General features: G+C 64.1%; 13 protein-coding genes. 2 read left to right on the forward strand and 11 right to left on the reverse strand.

Annotated elements, in window-relative coordinates:
- Nucleotides 1–6 precede the first annotated feature (6 nt).
- The 5 genes from serB to pgi form a co-directional block, all read right to left on the reverse strand.
- Nucleotides 7–1,233, reverse strand: a complete 1,227-nt coding sequence (gene serB, locus HF027_RS05625) for a phosphoserine phosphatase SerB (protein WP_168013706.1) — start codon at nt 1,231–1,233, stop codon at nt 7–9.
- Nucleotides 1,234–1,244: 11 nt separating this feature from the next.
- Nucleotides 1,245–3,497 (reverse strand): DNA topoisomerase IV subunit A, encoded by a 2,253-nt coding sequence (parC, locus tag HF027_RS05630; protein WP_168013708.1) that lies wholly within the window; start codon nt 3,495–3,497, stop codon nt 1,245–1,247.
- Nucleotides 3,498–3,747: 250 nt separating this feature from the next.
- Nucleotides 3,748–5,628 carry a DNA topoisomerase IV subunit B gene (parE, locus tag HF027_RS05635; protein WP_168013710.1) on the reverse strand — a complete coding sequence of 627 codons (1,881 nt, stop codon included), beginning with the start codon at nt 5,626–5,628 and terminating at the stop codon, nt 3,748–3,750.
- A 113-nt stretch (nt 5,629–5,741) separates the two neighbouring features.
- Nucleotides 5,742–6,380 carry a YqiA/YcfP family alpha/beta fold hydrolase gene (locus HF027_RS05640; protein ID WP_168013712.1) on the reverse strand — a complete coding sequence of 213 codons (639 nt, stop codon included), beginning with the start codon at nt 6,378–6,380 and terminating at the stop codon, nt 5,742–5,744.
- Nucleotides 6,381–6,408: 28 nt separating this feature from the next.
- Complete coding sequence (gene pgi / locus HF027_RS05645; RefSeq protein ID WP_168013714.1) at nt 6,409–8,145, reverse strand: glucose-6-phosphate isomerase; 1,737 nt, start codon at nt 8,143–8,145, stop codon at nt 6,409–6,411.
- A gap of 125 nt (nt 8,146–8,270) precedes the next feature.
- Here pgi and cmoA point away from each other — a divergent pair, with 125 nt between their 5' ends.
- Entirely contained in the window at nt 8,271–9,014 is a 744-nt protein-coding gene (gene cmoA / locus HF027_RS05650) for a carboxy-S-adenosyl-L-methionine synthase CmoA (RefSeq protein WP_168013716.1), read from the forward strand.
- A 3-nt stretch (nt 9,015–9,017) separates the two neighbouring features.
- On the forward strand, nt 9,018–10,019 hold the full coding sequence (cmoB, locus tag HF027_RS05655; protein ID WP_425338667.1) for a tRNA 5-methoxyuridine(34)/uridine 5-oxyacetic acid(34) synthase CmoB: 1,002 nt from the start codon (nt 9,018–9,020) through the stop codon (nt 10,017–10,019).
- Between the two features lie 26 nt (nt 10,020–10,045).
- Here cmoB and HF027_RS05660 read toward each other — a convergent pair whose 3' ends face one another.
- The 6 genes from HF027_RS05660 to HF027_RS05685 all read right to left on the reverse strand — a co-directional run bounded on the left by HF027_RS05660 (nt 10,046) and on the right by HF027_RS05685 (nt 20,506).
- Complete coding sequence (locus HF027_RS05660) at nt 10,046–10,867, reverse strand: peptidylprolyl isomerase (RefSeq protein ID WP_168013720.1); 822 nt, start codon at nt 10,865–10,867, stop codon at nt 10,046–10,048.
- 129 nt (nt 10,868–10,996) lie between these two features.
- Nucleotides 10,997–11,674: a respiratory nitrate reductase subunit gamma gene (gene narI / locus HF027_RS05665; RefSeq protein WP_168013722.1), complete on the reverse strand. Its 678-nt coding sequence runs from the start codon at nt 11,672–11,674 to the stop codon at nt 10,997–10,999.
- Entirely contained in the window at nt 11,671–12,453 is a 783-nt protein-coding gene (gene narJ, locus HF027_RS05670; protein WP_245184540.1) for a nitrate reductase molybdenum cofactor assembly chaperone, read from the reverse strand. Before narJ ends, narI begins: the two co-directional genes overlap by 4 nt.
- Nucleotides 12,446–14,029, reverse strand: a complete 1,584-nt coding sequence (gene narH, locus HF027_RS05675; RefSeq protein ID WP_168013724.1) for a nitrate reductase subunit beta — start codon at nt 14,027–14,029, stop codon at nt 12,446–12,448. The genes narJ and narH overlap by 8 nt, the downstream gene beginning before the upstream one ends.
- Nucleotides 14,026–17,790: a nitrate reductase subunit alpha gene (locus HF027_RS05680; RefSeq protein ID WP_168013726.1), complete on the reverse strand. Its 3,765-nt coding sequence runs from the start codon at nt 17,788–17,790 to the stop codon at nt 14,026–14,028. The genes narH and HF027_RS05680 overlap by 4 nt, the downstream gene beginning before the upstream one ends.
- A gap of 61 nt (nt 17,791–17,851) precedes the next feature.
- Nucleotides 17,852–20,506 carry a nitrate/nitrite transporter gene (locus HF027_RS05685; RefSeq protein WP_168013728.1) on the reverse strand — a complete coding sequence of 885 codons (2,655 nt, stop codon included), beginning with the start codon at nt 20,504–20,506 and terminating at the stop codon, nt 17,852–17,854.
- Between the last annotated feature and the right edge of the window lie 154 nt (nt 20,507–20,660).

A 20,660-nucleotide genomic window follows, 5' to 3' on the forward strand; every position in this document is an offset into this window, starting at 1 on the left:
GCAGCCTCAGCTTTCCAGATCGCTCTGGCGATAGCCGATGAGGTAAAGGACTGCATCGAGTCCCAGGGTCGAGATCGAGTGGCTGGCCTGCTCACGCACCAGCGGCTTGGCCCGAAAGGCGATGCCGAGTCCGGCAGTGGCCAGCATCTTCAAGTCATTGGCGCCATCGCCCACGGCAATGGTCTGCTCGAGTGTAAGCCCCTCGCGTTCGGCTATCTCGCGCAGCAGATAGGCCTTGCGCTCGGCATCGAGTATTGGCTCTCGCACCTCGCCGGTGACCTTGCCATTCTCGATGACCAGCTCGTTGGAATGCACCTCGTCGAAACCCAGCGCCTGCTGCAAGTGATCGGCAAAATAGGTGAAGCCGCCGGAGAGGATGGCGGTGCGATAGCCAAGCCGTTTCAGGTGCCCCATTAGCCGCTCGACGCCATCCATCAGCGGCAGATTCTCGGCAATCTCGGCCAGTACGGCCTCATCGAGGCCCTTCAACTTGCTCATGCGCTCGCGGAAGCTCTGCTGGAAGTCCAGCTCGCCGCGCATGGCGCGTTCAGTGACGGCGGCCACTTCATCGCCCACACCATGACGCCTGGCCAGCTCATCGATCACCTCGGTCTGAATCAGCGTCGAATCCATGTCGAAGCACACCAGGCGGCGGTGACGCCGCCAAATCGAGTCTTCCTGAATGGCGATATCCACGCCGTGCATGGCACCCAGCGCCAGCGCCTTCTCGCGTAGAGACGGCAAGTCGATCTCATCACCACGCAGCCAGCACTCGACACAGGCGCCCATCGGATGACGATCCTCACCCTCACCAGGCACGCTGCCATCCAGCGGCTCACGGCCTGAGAGCCTGTGCATCAGCTCGACGGTCAGGCCATGCTCGGACGTGAGGGCGCCTACCTCGGCCAGAATGCCCGCCGGCAAGTGAGGGGCCAGCAGCGTCAGGATCAGGCGCGGTTGGCTTTCCTGGGCACTCCAGCGTTGATAATCCCCGGCGCCCACCTGCACTGCCTGGATATCGAGCCCCAAGGCATTGCCGGCCTCAGCGAGAATCGCCTCCAGATCGCTGTCCTGATCAAGCCCGACCAGCGCCTCAAGCGAGAGGATATCGAAGGTCACGCTCTGGTTGATGTCCAGCAACCTGGCCCCGGCACGGGCCAGCGCTTGTCCGAGCCCGGCGAGCTGGCCAGGATGGGCCTGGCCCGTGGCGCGAATCAGGAGTCGTCGTGTCATAGGGCCTACCCTCAGTCATCAATGGCGAGACGGTCAACCTTCTGGAAACCACGCGGCAGCTTACTGCCACGGCGTCCGCGGTCACCGGTATAGTAATCGAGATCGCTCGGTTTGAGCGTCAGCTTGCGCTTGCCGGCATGCACCACCAGCGCGGCGCCATCAGGCAGCAGCACCAGATCGCGCATGAACTCCTCACGCCGCGCGGCGCGGCTCCCAGGAATATCCAGCATCTTGTTGCCCTTGCCCTTGGCCATCGCCGGCAGTTGCTCAAGCGCAAACACCAGCAGGCGCCCCTCGTTGGAAACGGCAGCAACCTTGATGCCCTCGCCGCTGGGTACGGCTAGCGGCGGGATGACAGCACAGCCCTTGGGTATCGAAAGAATGGCCTTGCCGGCCTTGTTCTTGCCAATCAGATCATCGAGCTTGGCGACAAATCCATAGCCACCGTCAGAGGCCAGCAGATAGCGAGTGTCGGGAGGCGCCAGCATCAGGCCCGCCATGTGTGCACCGGCGGCGGTATTGACGCGCCCGGTAATCGGCTCGCCCTGACTTCTGGCGCTGGGCAGGTTATGGGCGGCGAGCGTGTAGGCGCGCCCGGTATCGTCAAGCAGCACCAGCGGCTGATTGGTCTTGCCCCGCGCCGCCAGATGGAAGCGGTCACCGGACTTGTAGTTGAGACCAGCAGGGTCGATCTCATGGCCCTTGGCGGAGCGAATCCAGCCCTTCTCGGAGAGCACCACGGTGACCGGATCGGCGCCGAGCAACTCGACCTCGGATAGCGCCTTGGCCTCGCCACGCTCGACCAGCGGGGCACGGCGTTCATCGCCATGTTGCTTGGCGGCCTCGCGCAACTCCTCCTCGATCAGATCGGTGAGCGCTTCCTCGCTGCCCAGCAGTTTCTTGAGGTGCTTGCGCTCGGCGACCAGCTCGTCCTGCTCGCCACGAATCTTGAACTCTTCGAGCTTGGCCAGATGACGCAAACGCAGCTCAAGAATCGCCTCGGCCTGGCGTTCGGACAGCCCGAACGCCGTGATCAATGCAGCCTTGGGCTCGTCTTCCTCGCGGATGATGCGGATCACTTCATCGATATTGAGGTAGGCGGTCAGCAGGCCTTCCAAGATGTGCAGGCGATCCTCGACCTTGCCTAGCCGATGCTCGAGACGCCGGCGCACCGTGGTTCGCCGATAATTGAGCCATTCGCCGAGCAGCTGCGGCAATGGCATGACCCGTGGGCGGCCATCGAGGCCAATCACGTTCATGTTGACGCGGATGTTCTTCTCGAGATCGCTGGTGGCGAACAGGTGCGCCATCAGGGCCTCGATGTCGACCCGGTTGGAGCGAGGTTCGATGACCAGCCGGGTCGGCGTCTCGTGGGTCGACTCGTCGCGCAGATCAGCGACCATCGGCAGTTTCTTGGCCTGCATCTGGGCGGCAATCTGCTCGAGCACCTTGGAACCACTGACCTGGTAGGGCAGCGCGGTGATCACCACCTTGCCCTCTTCCAGGGTGTAGCGGGCACGCAGCTTGACCGAGCCACGCCCGCTCTCGTAGAGCTTACGCAGGTCAGAGCGCGGGGTGATGATCTCGGCGGCAGAGGGAAAGTCCGGCGCCGGCACATGCTCAAGAAGATCGACCGTCGTCGCCTCGGGATGGCGCAACAGATGGCAGGTTGCCTCGACCACCTCGTTGACATTGTGCGGGGGAATATCGGTGGCCATGCCCACGGCGATGCCAGTGCCGCCATTGAGCAGTACATGGGGCAGCTTGGCTGGCAGCACCACCGGCTCGTTCATGGTGCCGTCGAAGTTGGGCGTCCAATCCACGGTGCCCTGACCGAGCTCACTGAGCAGCACCTCGGAAAACTTGGACAACCGCGCCTCGGTGTAGCGCATGGCGGCGAAGGACTTGGGGTCATCGGGACTGCCCCAGTTGCCCTGACCATCCACCAGCGGATAACGGTAGCTGAACGACTGGGCCATCAGCACCATCGCCTCGTAGCAGGCGCTGTCACCATGAGGGTGGAACTTGCCGAGTACGTCGCCTACGGTACGCGCCGACTTCTTGTACTTGGCATTGGCATTGAGTGCCAGCTCGCGCATGGCGTAGATGATGCGTCGCTGCACCGGCTTCATGCCATCGCCGATGTGCGGCAGCGCACGGTCGAGAATCACGTACATCGAGTAGTCGAGGTACGCCTTTTCGGTGTACTCGCGTAGCGAGAGGCGCTCGACGTCGCCTTCCGCCACCTGGATATCCATGGTCATAGCACGTCGACCTTATTCGCGATCGTGGAATCGTTTGGGGATTGTCCCACCGAAAACTCATCGGAGTCCGCGGCTTAGCATCGCGGCTGATCCGGCGACAGCCCTGCGAGGAGGCGCTGTGCCCCATCCCTGGGCGCTACCTTTTCCTTCCCTGGAAAAGGACCTCCTCTTCGGGCTGTCCCCGGTGCCGCTCGCCTTGGCATTTCTTCCAGCTTCAAGCCTATGGCTTACAACTCCCGGCGAAGCCGGGTCAGACCTCGATATCCGCCAGATTGCCGTAGTCCTCGAGCCAGCTCTTGCGATCGGAGGCACGCTTGCGGGCGAGCAGCATGTCCATCATCTCCATGGTGCCGTCGTCCTCCTCGCGGGTCAGCTGAACCAGACGGCGCGTGTCGGCGGCCATGGTGGTCTCGCGAAGCTGCAGCGGGCTCATCTCACCCAGGCCCTTGAAGCGCTGGACATTGACGGTGCCGCGTTTGCCTTCCAGGCGCTTGAGAATTGCTCCCTTCTCGCTTTCATCGAGGGCGTAATACACCTCCTTGCCCAGATCGATGCGATACAGCGGTGGCATGGCGACGAACACGTGGCCCGCCGCGACCAATGCCGGGAAGTGACGCACGAAGAGCGCACACAGCAGGGTGGCGATATGCAGGCCGTCGGAGTCGGCATCGGCGAGAATGCAGATCTTGTGATAACGCAGCTTCGACAGGTCATCGCTGACCGGATCGATGCCGATGGCCACGGCGATGTCGTGGACCTCCTGGGAGCCGTAGATGTCATGCGACTCGACTTCCCAGGTATTGAGGATCTTGCCGCGCAGGGGCAGGATCGCCTGCGTTTCGCGATCACGCGCCTGCTTGGCACTGCCGCCGGCGGAGTCGCCCTCGACCAGGAACAGCTCACTGGCTGACGGGTCCTGTCCCGCGCAATCGGCCAGCTTGCCCGGCAAGGCCGGCCCAGACGTCACCTTCTTGCGAGCGACCTTCTTGGCGCTCTTCTGGCGGCGCTGGGCGGCGCTGATCACAAGTTCCGCCAGCGCCTCGGCCTGGTCGACGTGATGGTTGAGCCACAGCGAGAAAGCATCCTTGACCACGCCGGAGACGAAGCCTGCCACGACCCGCGAGGACAGTCGCTCCTTGGTCTGGCCAGCGAACTGCGGATCGAGCATCTTCACCGAGAACACGTAGGAGACACGCTCCCAGAGGTCATCGGCGGTCAGCTTGACGCCCCGCGGCAGAATGCTGCGGTATTCGCAGAACTCGCGCAGCGCTTCGAGGAGCCCTGAACGCAGGCCATTGACGTGGGTGCCACCGAGCGGCGTGGGAATCAGGTTGACGTAGGATTCCATCAGCGGCTCACCGCCTTCCGGCAACCACTGCACCGCCCAGTCCACCCCTTGCTCATCATCGGCAAAGTGGCCAATGAACGGCGAGGCAGGCAGTACCTCGAAGCCATCGGTAGCCTGGGCCAGGTAGTCGCGCAGGCCATCCTCGTACTGCCACTCGCTCTGGCTGCCATCGGTCTCGGTGAGGGTCACCTTGAGGCCCGGGCAGAGCACCGCCTTGGCGCGCAGCAGGTGCTTCAGGCGTGGCAGGGCAAGCCTTGGGCTGTCGAAGTAGCTCTCGTCGGGCCAGAAGCGCACCAGGGTGCCGGTGGCTCGCTTGGCGCAGCTGCCGATGATGGCCAGGTCCGATACCTTCTCGCCGTGCTCGAAGGCAATGGCGTGGCGGTTGCCGTCGCGGCAGACCTCGACCTCGAGGCGCCGCGACAGGGCGTTGACCACCGACACGCCGACCCCATGCAGACCACCGGAGAAGCGGTAGCTCGACTGGGAGAACTTGCCACCGGCATGCAGCTTGGTGAGGATCAGCTCGATCCCCGAGACGCCGTGTTCGGGGTGGATGTCGATGGGCATGCCGCGGCCATCATCGGCGACCTCGATGCCACCATCGTCAAGCAGGCGCAGCTGGATATGACGGGCATGCTCGGCCAGGGCCTCATCGACGCTGTTGTCGATGACTTCCTGAACCAGATGATTGGGGCGGGAGGTATCCGTGTACATGCCGGGGCGTTTACGCACCGGTTCGAGTCCGGAAAGAACCTCGATGGAACTAGCACTGTATTGCGTCATGCGTTGTCCAGGTGTGTGGCAATGAACGAGGCGGACGGCACGCCGCCGGGCTATGCCTGAAAAGCGTCTGCGCTCGACGGCTCTTCAAGCGAAGCCTATCGTCATGCGGGTTATTAGATCGTGGTGATGCGGCCCGGTCTCAGGCGACGTCCACCGTGCGCCAGTATCGCCGGCAGATAGTCGGCGAGCGCGCTGAAGCCATGATCGCCGCCGGGATGCAGGATGGTGGAACATCCGGCATAGGCCGTGAAGGCCTCGCGACAGTCCAGGGTCTCATCAGCGGTGCCCAGCAGCAGCAAATAATGCGCAGGCGTCAACCGCGGCGGTGTCAGGGCCTCGAGCGCCTCATGATGATGATGGTCGATCACGAAGTGCTCGCCGGTATCGTCGTTGACGAAGGCCTCACCGATCCAGCCCCGCACCAACTGCGCCGGTCGCACCGCCGGGTTGATGACCACCGCCGGCAGGCACAGTCGCTCGGCAAGGCAGCTGACCAGAAAACCGCCCATGGAACTGCCCACCAGCAGCGGGCGCGCCCCCAGCCTCTCGAGTGCCGCCTCGGCGACAGCCAGGGCCTGGTCGGGGCGATGCGGTAGCTGCGGCGCCGCACAGGGCAAGGGTTCCCCCTCGACAGCGTCACAGGCGGCACGCATCAGCCGCGACTTGGGCGAACTGATGCCGCTGTTGAAACCGTGTAGATAGAGTACGCCACTGGCCGGCGCCGTCTCACGATCGATGGCTGGGCTCAGCATACCGCACATCCTGTATACACATCCAGCATCAAGACTGACCTGCGCTCGACGTTGCGGCTTCCTTGCTGGCCTGATCTTCGGCGTCCCACAAGGCCTCGATCAGTCCGCGACTGGAGTCGTCCATCGTCTCCAGGCCCTCGCGGGAGCCGAGGATGCGCTCGGTCTCACCGGCGATCTGCTTGCCGAGCTCCACGCCCCACTGATCGAAGGGATTGATGTCCCAGATCGTGGCCTGAACGAACACCTTATGCTCGTAGAGCGCGATCAGCGCGCCCAGCGTGTGTGGCGTCAGGCGGTCGAGTAGCACAGTGCTTGATGGCTGGTTGCCACGATAGCGCTTATGGCTCGGCCGTGGGCCATCATCCTCGATGGCATCGTCACCCAGCATCAGCAGGCGCGATTGAGCGAAGCAGTTGGCCAGTGTCAGGCGATGCTGTGCCTTGAGATGGGCGCGGGTGTCGTCGTTCTCGACGCGATCATAGCGGCGCAGTGGGGCAATGAAGTCGCACTCCACGGACTGGGTGCCCTGGTGCAGCAACTGATAGAAGGCATGCTGCGCATTGGGACCCAGTTGGCCCCACAGCACCGGACAGGTGGAGTAAGCGGTCATCTCGCCTTCGTTGGTCACCGACTTGCCGTTGGATTCCATCTCGAGCTGCTCGAGATAGCTCGCGAAATACTCGAGCCGGCCGTCGTAGGGCAGGATGGAGTGCGCGCGAATGTCCAGAAAGTTGACGTTCCAGATGCCGGCGAGCCCCAGCAACACAGGCAGATTGTCCTCGAGCGGCGCCTCCTGGAAGTGACGGTCCATGGCATGCGCCCCACCCAACAACGCGCGGAAGTTGGGCATCCCCACCATCAAGGCGATGGGCAACCCAATGGCGCCCCACAGCGAGTAGCGCCCACCGACCCATTCCCAGAACTCGAGCTGATTGGCCGGCGCGATGCCCCATTCCGCCATCTTCCCAGGACTCGCCGAAACACCGATGAAGTGCTGGCGCATTACCAGGGCCCGGTCGATGGCATGGGGCTCCTCGTGATCATTGTGGACCAGCCGACCCAACAACCAGTCCCGCGCCGTGCGAGCATTCGACAGGGTATCGATGGTCGTGAAGGACTTCGAGGACAGCACGAACAGGGTGGTCTCGGGATTGAGACGCGTCAGGTAATCGGCGAGCTGGGAGCCGTCCATGGTCGAGGCGAAGTGCACGTTGATCTCGTGCACGCCGTCGGGTCGATAGTCCGCGAGCGCATGCGTCACCATCAGCGGGCCAAGATCCGAGCCCCCGACCCCCAAGTTGACCACGTCACTGATCGCCTTGCCGGTCGCGCCACGCCACTGGCCGGCGAGGAACTTGTCGACCATCGCCTCCATGCGGTCGAGGGTTTCATGCACCGCGGGCACCAGGTTTTGGCCCTCGACCTCGAGATGGGCGTCCGCCGGCAGGCGCAGCGCGGTGTGCAGCGCCGGGCGATCCTCCGATTGGTTGACCCGCTCGCCGGCCAGCAACCGCGAAATGGCCTCGGGCACGCCGGCTTCCCGCGCCAGCGCCAGGAGCCTTGTGTGCGTCTCATCGCTCCAGCGCTGCTTGGAAAGATCCAGCGTCAGCCCCGCGGCACGACGACTGTAGAGGGTATAGCGCTCGTGACCAGCGGCGGTGGCATCCTGGAACAGCTCCCTGAGGTGGACATCACGCATTTCCCGGGCATGGGCATCCAATGCCTGCCAGGCGGGCTGCTGATCGATCGGGGACGGGTGACTCATAGACTCTTTCTCTCCTTGACGAGCACGACGCTTTGGCGAACAGGGCGCGCTCGGTGCAGCGGGTGCAGCCGGGCGGCGCAGGGCGTAGAATGCCGGAAATTCCGCTGTGACCCCGACATGACGCCATGAGTGACGCATCTTACCGTGACGCGATCTTTTCGACACCCCTGGACCGGGTGGCACGCTTTTCCTTCGACGAGCAGGTGGTGGCCTGCTTCCCCGACATGATCCGTCGCTCGGTGCCAGGCTATGGCCAGATACTCGGCATGCTCGGGGTGATTGCCGAGCGTCATCTGCGCCACGGCGCCCATGTCTACGACCTCGGCTGCTCGCTCGGCGCCGTGAGCCTGGCGCTGGCCGGTCGCCTGCCGCCACAGGCCTTCAGCCTGACCGGCGTCGACCTGTCGCCGGCGATGGTCGGCCGCGCCAGCGAGACGCTCGCCACCGAGTGCCCCGAGCATGCCATCGAGGTGATCGAGGGTGACATCCGCGCCATGGACTACCGGCCCTCGGGCATGATCGTGCTCAACTTCACCCTGCAGTTTCTGCCTCCCGCGGATCGCGAGGCGGTGATAAAGGCGCTTTTTGATGCACTGGAGCCCGGCGGCGTGCTGGTGCTGTCCGAGAAGGTCGTCGCCGAGGACGAGCAGGAGAACGCCTGGCTGGTCGAGCGCTATCACGACTTCAAGCGCGCCAACGGCTACAGCGACATGGAAATCAGCCAGAAGCGCACCGCGCTCGAGAACGTGCTGGTGCCGGACACCCTGGCCGCCCACCATGCGCGCCTCGCCCGCGCCGGCTTCCCGCGCAGCCAGACCTGGTTCCAGTACCTGAACTTCGCCTCGATCATCGCCTTCAAGGACGCCTGAGTGTTGTCACCGGATTCCCATCGCCGCCTCTACCATGCCTTTATCGACCAGGGCCTCGAGTCCTGGCTTGCCCGCCTCCCCGACCAGCTGGCCCGCGGCCTCGACCGCAAGCGCCATGGCGACCTGCCCGCCTGGGAGAAGGCGGTGGCCAAGCTGCCCGCGCTGACCGATGAGCGCCGGGTGGCACTCGACCAGGACACGGTCAGCGTCGAGGTGGCCCTGTCCGAGCCCCAGACGCGCCAGTGCCACAACCTCCTGAAGAAACTCGCGCCCTGGCGCAAGGGACCCTATGCGCTCGGCGGCATTCATATCGACACCGAATGGCGCTCGGACTGGAAGTGGCAAAGAGTGGCCCCGCACCTCTCGCCACTTGCCGGGCGCCGGGTGCTCGACGTGGGCGGCGGCAGCGGCTATCACGCCTGGCGCATGGCCGGCGCCGGGGCGGCCTTCGTACTGGTGATCGACCCGTCGCCGCGCTTCTTCTACCAGTTCCAGGCGGTGCGCCACTTCGTGGGCGACGCCGACGAGGGCCGCACCCACTTCCTGCCGGTGGGCATAGAAGACGTTCCCGAGAGACTCGAGGCCTTCGATAGCGTGTTCTCGATGGGGGTGCTCTATCATCGCCCTTCTCCGCTCGACCATCTCCATCAGCTCAAGGACACCCTGTGCCCCGGCGGTGAACTGGTGCTGGAAACCCTGGTGGTGGAGGGGAATGTCACGACAGTCTTCATGCCCGGCGAGCGCTACGCAGCAATGCCCAACGTCTACTTCCTGCCCTCCTCCACGGCCCTCGCTCACTGGCTCGAGCGCTGCGGCTTCACCGATGTACGGGTAGTCGACGAGGCCGAGACCAGCCTCGATGAACAGCGCTCGACCGAATGGATGTGCTTCCAGTCGCTGGCCGACTTCCTCGACCCGGAAGATCCTCGTCGCACGATCGAGGGCCACCCGGCACCACGGCGTGCCGTATTGATCGCCACCAAGCCCGGGAAAGAGGCGTCATGAGACGCGTAGCGCTTACGCTGCCGACTTCATTGCATAAGGGGACCCTCGGCACCGCCATCTAGCGTCAGGCCCTCGACCCCGTAGGCCTCTTCCAGCGCCAGCAAGTAGTGGCGCAGGGCGCGGCGGCTGGCCTGCTCATGAAGCCGGTGACGCACCCGCTCGGCGACCGCCTCAAAGGAGGGCACTCGTCCCTCGCGGCAGGCATCGACGACCACCAGATGCCAGCCGTAGCGCGAGGCCAAGGGCCGCTCGTGCAATCCCTCCGACAGGTGCTCAAGCGCATGATCGAGTTCCGCTACGGTCTGCCCGGGAGCCAGCCAGCCGAGTTCGCCCCCCTCGTCCCGAGAGGGGCAGGCCGAATGACGCTGGGCCAACTCGGTGAAGCGCTCGGGTGCCTGGCGCAGCTCGCCGATCAAGCGCTCACCCAGCTGGTACTGCGCATCGCGGGCCGGAGCGTCGTCGGGCGCCGCCGCCAGCAGGATATGGCGAACATGGCGCTGGGTGGGCGTACTGAAGCATTCGGGGTGCGCCGCGAAAAAGCGACGACAGGCCGACTCATCGGGCTCGGGCACCGCCAGTTCGCGCTCCAGCAATGCGGTCATGGCCGCATCGTTCTCCACTCCCTGATCATCGACTAGCCGCGGCAGCCCGAGCTCTTGCGCCCGCTGGCCCAGCAGCTCGCGCACCACCAGTGCCCTGGCGGCCAGGCGTTGGGCTTCCGCCGCCGACTCGCCCGGATGATACTGCATCTCCCGGGCGATGGTTTCCTCATCGATCACCACCTCGCCAACCTGCACCGGAGGCACTTCACGGCCGCCCGGCAGGTGTTCGATATCGATCTTCTGCATGGTCATATCTCGCTGATAGATGTTCCTATCCCAGGAAACGAGGGACACCAGATACAAGTGGGGACACAGCCCCCTCCTAGGCCTGTCGCTGGCGTCACCTCTCACAGGCGGATGTTGAAGGGCTCACTTTCAGCCACGCCGACGGACGATCTGATACCGCCGTCCCAGATAGCCGAGCGGGATGCTCCAGACGTGCACCAGGCGGGTAAAGGGGAAAATAAGCACGATAGTCAGCCCCACCAGGATATGCAGCTTGTAGATCAGGCCGATCCCCTCGAGATTCACCGCTGCCCCGCCCTGGAAGAAGACGATGGCCTGAGCCCAGTTTGCGAGCCTGAGCATCACGCCGCCGTCCAGGTGACCGAGGGCGGGAATGATGGTCAGAAGCCCAAGGATTACCTGAACCACCAGCAGCAGGATGATGGCGGTATCCATAGGGCTGGAGGAGGCCCTGATCCTTGGGTTGGTCAGGCGCCGATGCGCCAACATGGTCCCTCCCACCAGACACATGAGGCCGGCGAGGCCACCGATCAGGATCGCCACCAGCTGCTTGGTGCCGGCGCTCATGAAGGGCGCGTAGACCCAATGAGGAGTCAGCAGACCCACCAGATGCCCAAAGAAGATCACCAGAATGCCGACATGGAAGAGGTTGCTGGCCAGCCGCATGTGCTTCGAGGACAGCAGTTGGCTGGAGCCGGCCTTCCAGGAATACTGGCCGTGGTCGAAGCGCACCAGGCTGCCGATCAGGAAGACAGTGCCAGCGAGATAGGGATAGAGCCCGAACAACAGCGTATTGAGGTAGTTCATGATTGACCTCCTTGAACCCGCGCGGGGTCGAGGACCCGTACCGCTTCACTTGGCGTCACCCGCTTACGCTCGGCGAGGCGCCGCCCCTCGGCGGACTGCAGGGCGCAATCCTGGTCCGACTCGGCTGAGAAGCGCACCGCTTCCTCCTCCCAAACCTCATCCAGTGCCTCGGGGGTATGATCCGGCGCCTCGTCCTTGACCTTGGGGCGATGTGCCTCGACCTCGTCCTCGGCCCCGATCAGCCCCAACAGCGCCAGCGGCACCAGAGCATGATCGGCGTCGCGCTCCTCCAGGCGCGCGACCAACAGCGCCAGAATATGACGGATCTCGCCCAGCCAGCGGCCGATCTCTGCCTCGGACCGGGTCGAGAGAAACTCAAGGAACAGCGGCAGGTAATCGGGTAATTCGCGGGCGTCGAGCTCGAACCCGGCGGCCCGGTATTCGGCCAGCAGGTCGACCATCGCCTGACCGCGATCGCGGGACTCGCCATGCACGTGCTCGAACAGCAGCAGCGAGGTCGAGCGGCCACGGTCGAACAGGCCGACATACTCGGCCTGCTGGTCGAGCAGATCCGTCTCAGCCATCCGCCGGCACCAGTCGGTGAGCCGGGCTCGCAGCCCGGCTTCCAGTCGCGCCTCGGCGGCGATGACCCCCTCTAGTTCGCCGGCCGCCGCCTGCAACTCGGCACTCGGGTAGTCCAACAGGCGGGCCAGTGCCCGCAGGCTAAGCATTCCCGGTATTGCATCTGGCGGCATGGCTGCCGCTGGCTGACTAGTCATGGCGCACCTCGTCACTCTTGTTATCACTGCGAACACCGCTCTGGGGATCGAAGGTTCCCACCGGCTTGACCAAGGTAGTGGTCTGCTTGCGTCCGCCGAACAGGCTGGCCTCGTTGCCGCCGCCCTGGCAGCCGTTGCCGAAGCTGAAGCCACAGCCACCGCGCTCGGGGAAGGCCTCGGTGGCCATCTCGCGATGGCTGGTGGGGATCACGAAGCGGTCCTCATAGTCGGCAATGGCCAGATAGCGATACATCTCTTCGACCTGCGCCTCGGTCAGGCCAACCTCGTCAAGCACCGCGGTATCGGCCGCACCCTCCACGTGCTTGCCACGCATATAGACCCGCATCGCCATCAAACGCTTCAGTGCCAGCACCACTGGTGCCTCCTCGCCGGCAGTGAGCATATTGGCCAGGTACTGCACCGGGATACGCAGTGACTCGATCTTCGGCAGCACACCGTCTGTCTCAAGGTCCCCCGCCTCCGCCGCGGACTGGATCGGCGACAGCGGCGGCACGTACCAGACCATCGGCAGGGTGCGATATTCCGGATGCAGCGGCAGCGCCAGGCCCCAGTCGATGGCCAACTTGTAGACCGGCGAGGCCTGGGCCGCGTTGATCACGTTATCCGGCACGCCGTCGGCTTTGGCCTGGGCGATTACCTCCGGGTCGTGGGGGTCGAGGAAGATCTCGCACTGGCGGTGATAGAGGTCGCGCTCGTCCTCGGCGGCTGCCACTTCTTCGATACGATCAGCATCGTAGAGCAACACCCCCAGATAGCGGATGCGCCCCACGCAGGTCTCGGAGCACACGGTCGGCTGGCCGGACTCGATGCGCGGATAGCAGAAGATGCACTTCTCCGACTTGCCGGACTTCCAGTTGTAGTAGATCTTCTTGTACGGACAGCCGGAGATGCACATCCGCCAACCGCGACACTTATCCTGGTCGATCAGCACGATGCCGTCTTCCTCACGCTTGTAGATCGCGCCGCTCGGGCACGACGCCACACAGGTCGGGTTCAGGCAATGCTCGCAGAGCCTCGGCAGGTACATCATGAAGGTGTGTTCGAACTGGCCGTAGATGTCGGCCTGGATCCGCTCGAAATTGGCGTCCTTGCGTCTCTTGGCGAACTCGGTGCCGAGGATCTCCTCCCAGTTGGGGCCCCATTCGATCTTCTGCATACGCTGGCCGGAGATCAGCGAGCGCGGCCGGGCCACCGGCTGATGCTCGCCGGCCTTGGCCTGATGCAGGTGCTGGTAGTCGAAGGTGAAGGGTTCGTAGTAGTCGTCGATCTCCGGCAGGTCGGGATTGGCGAAGATGTTCGCCAGCACCCGCCACTTGCCGCCAATGCGCGGCTCGATACGGCCGTCCTGACGTCTGAGCCAGCCGCCCTTCCACTTGGCCTGGTTCTCCCACTCCTTGGGATAGCCGATGCCAGGCTTGGTCTCGACGTTGTTGAACCAGGCATATTCCATGCCCTCGCGGCTGGTCCAGACGTTCTTGCAGGTCACCGAGCAGGTGTGACAGCCGATGCACTTGTCGAGGTTAAGGACCATGCCTACCTGGGAACGAATCTTCATTTCACGGCCTCCTGTACGCTGTCATTGCCTTCTCCATCCAGCCAGTCGACATGCTTCATCTTGCGTACGATGACGAACTCGTCGCGGTTGGAACCCACTGTGCCGTAGTAGTTGAAGCTGTAGGACAGCTGCGCATAGCCGCCGATCATGTGGGTGGGTTTGGGACACACCCGGGTCACGGAGTTGTGGATACCGCCGCGAGTGCCGGTTATCTCGGAGCCCGGCACGTTCACGATGCGCTCCTGGGCGTGATACATCATCACCATGCCGACCTTGACCCGCTGGCTGACCACCGCCCGCGCGGCGATGGCGCCGTTGGCGTTGTAGAGCTCGATCCAATCGTTGTCTTCGACGCCGATGGCACCGGCATCCTCCTCGGACAACCAGACGATGGGCCCGCCCCGGGACAGGGTCTGCATCAAGAGGTTGTCCGAGTAGGTGGAGTGGATGCCCCACTTCTGGTGCGGGGTGATCCAGTTCAGCGCCCGTTCCGGATTGCCGTTGCCCTTGGGCACGGCGACGCTGGCGGCGGCCTTGGTATCGATCGGCGGGCGATAGACCAAGAGACTCTCGCCGAAGGCGCGCATCCAGGCATGGTCCTGGTAGAACTGCTGGCGACCACTCATCGTGCGCCAGGGAATCAGCTCGTGGACGTTGGTGTAGCCGGCGTTGTAGGACACGTGCTCGTCCTCGAGACCGGACCAGGTAGGGCTGGAGATGATCTTGCGCGGCTGGGCGACGACGTCGCGGAAGCGAATCTTCTCGTCATACTTGGGCTTCGCCAGATGGGCATGCTCGCGGCCTGTGATCTTCGACAGCGCCTCCCAGGCCTTCACCGCCACCTGGCCGTTGGTCTCCGGCGCCAGGGCCAGGATCATCTCGGCGGCGTCAATGGCCGAGTCGATATTCGGCTGCCCCTTGGCCGGGCCATCGCGTTTGACATGGTTCAGGCCCCGTAGCAGCTCGACTTCCGTCCCGGTCTGCCAGGCGATGCCCTTTCCCCCGTTGCCGATGGACTCGAGCAACGGCCCCACCGCGGTGAAGCGCTCGAAGGTGGCTGGATAGTCGCGCTTGACCTCAATGAGGTTCGGCATGGTCTTGCCGGGCACCGGCTCGCATTCGCCGCGCTTCCAGTCACGGACCTCGGGCTGGGCCAGCTCCCCGGGGGAGTCGTGCTGCAGTGGCAGGGTGACCAGGTCGGTCTCCTCGCCCAGATGGCCGACGCAGACCCGCGAGAAGGCCTTGGCGATGCCCTTGTAGATCTCCCAGTCGCTGCGTGACTCCCAGGCCGGGTCGGTGGCCGCGGTCAGCGGATGGATGAAGGGGTGCATGTCCGAGGTATTGAGGTCGTCCTTCTCGTACCAGGTCGCGGTGGGCAGTACCACGTCGGAGTACAGGCAGGTGGTGGACATGCGGAAGTCCAGGGTCACCAGCAGGTCGACCTTGCCTTCGGGGGCGTCATCACGCCAAGTGACCTCCTCCGGCATCTTGCCACCCATCTCCCCCAGATCCTTGCCCTGGATGCCGTGGCGGGTGCCCAACAGGTACTTGAGCATGTACTCGTGGCCCTTGCCCGAGCTGCCCAGCAGGTTGGAGCGCCAGATGAACATGTTCCGCGGGAAGTTCTGGGGGCTGTCCGGGTCCTCGGCGGCGAAGCGCAGCTGCCCGCTCTTGAGCCGTTCGACCACGTAATCGGCGGTGGACTGACCGGCGTCCTTGGCCGCTCCCGCCAGGCGCAAGGGATTCGTATCGAGCTGGGGGGCGGACGGCAGCCAGCCCATGCGCTCGGCGCGCACGTTGAAGTCGATCAGGCTGCCGCGATAGTCCTCGGGCCTGGCCAATGGCGAGAGGATCTCCTTGACATCGAGCTTCTCGAAGCGCCACTGGCTCGAGTGATTGTAGAAGAAGGAGGTGCCGTTCATGTGCCGTGGCGGACGCGCCCAGTCCAACCCGAAGGCCAGCGGCAGCCAGCCGGTCTGCGGGCGCAGCTTCTCCTGGCCCACGTAGTGCGCCCAGCCACCGCCGCTCTGGCCGATGCAACCGCACAGGATCAGCATGTTGATCAGGCCACGGTAGTTCATGTCCATGTGGTACCAGTGGTTCATGCCGGCGCCGACGATGATCATGCTGCGCCCCTGGGTCTTGTCGGCATTGTCGGCGAACTCGCGAGCGATGCGGGTGACCTGCGCCGCGGGCACCCCGGTGATCTGTTCCTGCCAGGCCGGGGTGTAGGGCTTGAGCTGATCGTAGGATGTGGCGCCGTCGTCCTCGCCCTCCTGACCGAACCCACGGTCGATGCCGTAGTTGGCGCACATCAGGTCGAAGACGGTCACCGCCAGCACCTCGCGGCCGGAGGCCAGGGTCAGCCGCTTGGCAGGCAGGCTGTGATGCAAGACGTCGTCGCCAGCCACATGGGCGAAGTGCTCATGCTCGATGCCGCCGAAATAGGGGAATCCGACCCTGGCCACGGCATCGTGACGCTCGGCCAGCGACAGGGCCAGCGACACCTCGTTGCCGTCCGCATCCCGGGGCTCCAGATTCCACCTGCCCTGGTTCCCTTCCTGTTCCCCCCAGCGAAAGCCGATGGAACCCCGCGGCACCACGAGACGATCGGTGCTCTCGTCCCAGGCCAGGGTCTTCCACTCCGGGTTGTTGTCCTGGCCCAGATTGGCGTCGAAGTCGCTGGCGCGCAGCTGCTTGCCCGGCACATAGCTGCCGTCGTCACGTGCCTCCAGCTCGACCAGGCAGGACATGTCGGTATAGCGACGCACATAGTCGGTGAAGTAGGTGCTGGGCTTGTCGAGGTGGAACTCCTTGAGGATCACATGGCCCATGGCCATGCCCAAGGCCGCATCGGTGCCCTGCTTGGCGGAGAGCCACTCATCGCAGAGTTTGGAGACCTCGGCGTAGTCCGGGGTGATGGCCACCGTCTTGGTACCCTTGTAGCGCACCTCGGTGAAGAAGTGGGCATCCGGGGTGCGGGTCTGGGGAACGTTGGAGCCCCAAGCAATGATATAGCCCGAGTTGTACCAATCGGCGGACTCCGGCACGTCGGTCTGCTCGCCCCAGGTCTGGGGGCTGGCCGGCGGCAGGTCGCAGTACCAGTCATAGAACGACAGGCAGACGCCACCGATCAGCGACAGGTAGCGCGCCCCGGACGCGTAGGAGACCATCGACATGGCGGGAATCGGCGAGAAGCCGATGACGCGATCCGGTCCGTACTGCTTGGCGGTGTAGACGTTGGAGGCGGCGATCAGCTCGCTCATCTCGTCCCAGTCGGCGCGCACGAAGCCGCCCATGCCGCGGGCGCGCTTGTACTGCCCGGCCTTGGCCGGGTCCTCGACGATCGAGGCCCAGGCCTCCACCGGATCGCCGTGTTGGCTGCGCGCCTCGCGCCATAGCGTGATCAGGGCCTGGCGCACCAGCGGGTACTTGAGCCGATTGGCGCTATACAGGTACCAGGAGTAGCTTGCGCCCCGCGGGCAGCCCCGCGGTTCGTGGTTGGGCAGGTCCGGACGGGTGCGCGGGTAATCGGTCTGCTGGGTCTCCCATGTGACCAGACCGTTCTTGACGTAGATCTTCCAGCTGCAGGACCCGGTGCAGTTCACCCCATGAGTGGAGCGCACCACCTTGTCGTGCTGCCAGCGCGCGCGATAGCCGTCTTCCCAGTCACGGCTCTCGTCGCGAGTCTCACCATGCCCGTCGGCAAACTCGGGGGGCTTGTTGACCAGGTACTTCAGGCGGTCCAGAAAATGACTCATGTGTCTCTCCTCCTCAGCGATTGGCCCGATGTCACGGGGTCACAGCCGTGGCGATGCGGTGTTAGTCGAAGCGAATCTCGGCGTTATCGCGGGTGTAGTAGAACCAGGTCAGCCCCACGCAGATCGCGTAGAAGGCGATGAAGCCGTAGAGCGCCATCTCGGCCCCTCCGGTCAGGGCGATGGAGCTGCCAAAAGTCTTGGGAATGAAGAAGGCACCGTAGGCGGCGATCGCCGAGGTGAAGCCGATGGTGGCCGCCGCTTCCTTTTCGCCTTGCTGGCGCTGGTCATCGGCCGACAGGTGCGGCATCAGACGGGGAATCTCCTGACGAAAGATCGCCGGAATCATCTGGAAGGTGCTGGCGTTGCCCACCCCGGTGAAGAAGAACAGCAGCAGGAACATGGCGAAGAACCCCCAGAAGGCGCCCGGCTGGTCCTTGATGCCGAGGAAGAACAGCACCCCGGCTACGCAGGCGATCATCGCCGCGAATACCCAGAGGGTGACGCGCTGACCGCCAAAGCGGTCGGAGAGCCCGCCGGTGAGCGCCCGACTCAGGGCGCCGACCAGCGGCCCCAGGAAGGCGAACCTGAGCACATCGACCTCGGGAAACTGGTTGGATGCCAGCAGCGGAAAGCCCGCCGAATAGCCGATGAAGCTGCCGAAGGTGCCGGTGTAGAGCACGCACATCAGCCAGTTGTGCTTGCGGGTGAAAATCACCGCCTGATCCTTGAACGACGACTTGGCGCTGGCGATGTCATTCATGCCGAACCAGGCCGCCACGGCGGCGATAACGATGAAGGGCACCCAGACGAAGCCGGCATTCTGCAGCCACAGCGAGTCACCACCGCTCACCGACTGGGCGTCGCCGGCGACCACGCTGAACACGCCAGTGGTAATCACCAGGGGCACCAGGAACTGCATGACGCTGACCCCCAGGTTGCCCAGGCCGGCATTCAGGCCCAGCGCCTTGCCCTTCTCCTGCTTGGGATAGAAGAACGAGATGTTGGCCATGCTGGAGGCGAAATTGCCGCCGCCGAAGCCACACAGCAGCGCCAGGATCAGCATGACCAGATAGGGCGTCTCGGGGTTCTGCACCGCGAAGCCGATCCACATCGCCGGCAGCAGCAGTGAGGCGGTGGACAGCGCCGTGAAGCGTCGCCCGCCGAAGATGGGGACCATGAAGCTGTAGAAGATGCGCAGTGTGGCACCAGACAAGCCCGGCAAGGCTGCCAGCCAGAACAGCTGATTGGCGCTGTAGTCGAAGCCCACCTGAGGCAGCTTGGCGACCACCACCGACCACACCATCCATACCGAAAAGGCCAACAGCAGATTGGGGATCGAGATCCACAGGTTGCGCGAAGCAATGCGCTTGCCCTTCTCCTCCCAGAAGGCGGGGTCTTCGGGGCGCCAATCCTCGAGCACGAACTTGCTGGGGGTGGAAAACTCCGGCAGATCGGTGGACTCACGCTGCATGCCCCACTCGAGACGCTTGACCCTGGCGATCGCGTAGTGCATCCAGATCAAGGCAGCCGCAGACACCACGAACAGCAGCATGAAAGCGCTCTGCCAGATGCCGATCACATCATTGAGCATGCCGAAGGTCAGCGGCAGGAAGAAACCGCCCAGGCCCCCGACCATCCCGACCGCACCTCCCACAATGCCAACGTTCTGGGGATAGTAGACAGGGATATGCTTGAACACGGCCGCCTTGCCCAGCGACATGAAGAAACCCAGCACCATGGTCAGCGCCACGAAACCCACCAGGGGCATGGCGAAGGAAAAGCGAATCTCGCCAGAGACGCCGCGGATGGCATAGTCGGTGGGGGGATAGCTGAGCAGGAAGGTCGTGATCACCGAGGCGATCAGGGTCCAGTACATCACCCGGCGCGCCCCATAGCGATCGGACAACCAGCCCCCCAGGACGCGAAACAGCGAGGCGGGAATGGTATACAAGGCGGCGACGATGCCTGCAGCGGCGATGCCCAGGCCATAAACCTCGACCAGATAATGCGGCAGCCACAATGCCAACGCCACGAAGCCGCCGAACACGAAAAAGTAGTAGAGCGAGAAACGCCACACACGCAGCTCGGCCAGTGGTGCCAACTGCTCCTTGAGCGGCACCGGATTGGCTCGACGCTGGGCGCTCATCGTGTCGGTTCTGGCCAGGAACATGAAGGCCACACCCATCACCGCGATCACCGTGGCATAGACCAGCGCGGTGCCCTGCCAGCCCAGCGCCAGAAGGAGGAAGGGAGCACCGAAGTTGGTCACCGCCGCCCCCACATTGCCGGCGCCGAAGATGCCTAGCGCCGTGCCCTGCCGCTCCTTTCCAAACCAGGCCGAAGTGTAGGCTATCCCGACGATGAAGGAGCCGCCGGCCAGACCGACCCCCAGCGCCCCGATCAACAGCATGGGGTAGCTGGTGGCGAAGGTCAGCAGGTAGACGCAGAAGGCGGTGGCCAGCATCAGTAGCCCGAACACCCAGCGCCCGCCGAAGCGGTCGGTGAGCAGGCCGAGGAACAGCCGACTGATCGAGCCAGTGAGTATCGGGGTGGCCATCAACAACCCCAGCTGAGTATCCGATAGCCCGAACTCGTCCCTGAGTTGCAGGCCGAGTATCGAAAAGATGGTCCAGACCGCGAAACACAGGGTGAACGCCAGGGTCGACAGCCCCAGCGCTCGATTCTGCTCGCGGCGTGTAACGGTGAGTGATGTCACGGTGCCTCCCCCTCAGGTCGCAATGAAACGGATTGCTGTAGGGAGACTCTGCGGGTTGGCACCACGGGTATCCTTGACTCAGATCAAGGGGAATGACGGGACTTTGATGGAAAATTCAACAACTTACGCCTAACTTATTAGTCTATGAAAGTTA

It is taken from the genome of Halomonas salinarum (assembly GCF_012062845.1).
Taxonomy (GTDB): domain Bacteria; phylum Pseudomonadota; class Gammaproteobacteria; order Pseudomonadales; family Halomonadaceae; genus Onishia; species Onishia salinarum.

Coding starts and splice junctions, on each gene's coding strand:
- serB (WP_168013706.1), bottom strand. CDS start 1,233: ATGACACGACGACTCCTGATTCGCGCCACGGGCCAGGCCCATCCTGGC.
- parC (WP_168013708.1), bottom strand. CDS start 3,497: ATGACCATGGATATCCAGGTGGCGGAAGGCGACGTCGAGCGCCTCTCG.
- parE (WP_168013710.1), bottom strand. CDS start 5,628: ATGACGCAATACAGTGCTAGTTCCATCGAGGTTCTTTCCGGACTCGAA.
- HF027_RS05640 (WP_168013712.1), bottom strand. CDS start 6,380: ATGCTGAGCCCAGCCATCGATCGTGAGACGGCGCCGGCCAGTGGCGTA.
- pgi (WP_168013714.1), bottom strand. CDS start 8,145: ATGAGTCACCCGTCCCCGATCGATCAGCAGCCCGCCTGGCAGGCATTG.
- cmoA (WP_168013716.1), top strand. CDS start 8,271: ATGAGTGACGCATCTTACCGTGACGCGATCTTTTCGACACCCCTGGAC.
- HF027_RS05660 (WP_168013720.1), bottom strand. CDS start 10,867: ATGCAGAAGATCGATATCGAACACCTGCCGGGCGGCCGTGAAGTGCCT.
- narI (WP_168013722.1), bottom strand. CDS start 11,674: ATGAACTACCTCAATACGCTGTTGTTCGGGCTCTATCCCTATCTCGCT.
- narJ (WP_245184540.1), bottom strand. CDS start 12,453: ATGACTAGTCAGCCAGCGGCAGCCATGCCGCCAGATGCAATACCGGGA.
- narH (WP_168013724.1), bottom strand. CDS start 14,029: ATGAAGATTCGTTCCCAGGTAGGCATGGTCCTTAACCTCGACAAGTGC.
- HF027_RS05680 (WP_168013726.1), bottom strand. CDS start 17,790: ATGAGTCATTTTCTGGACCGCCTGAAGTACCTGGTCAACAAGCCCCCC.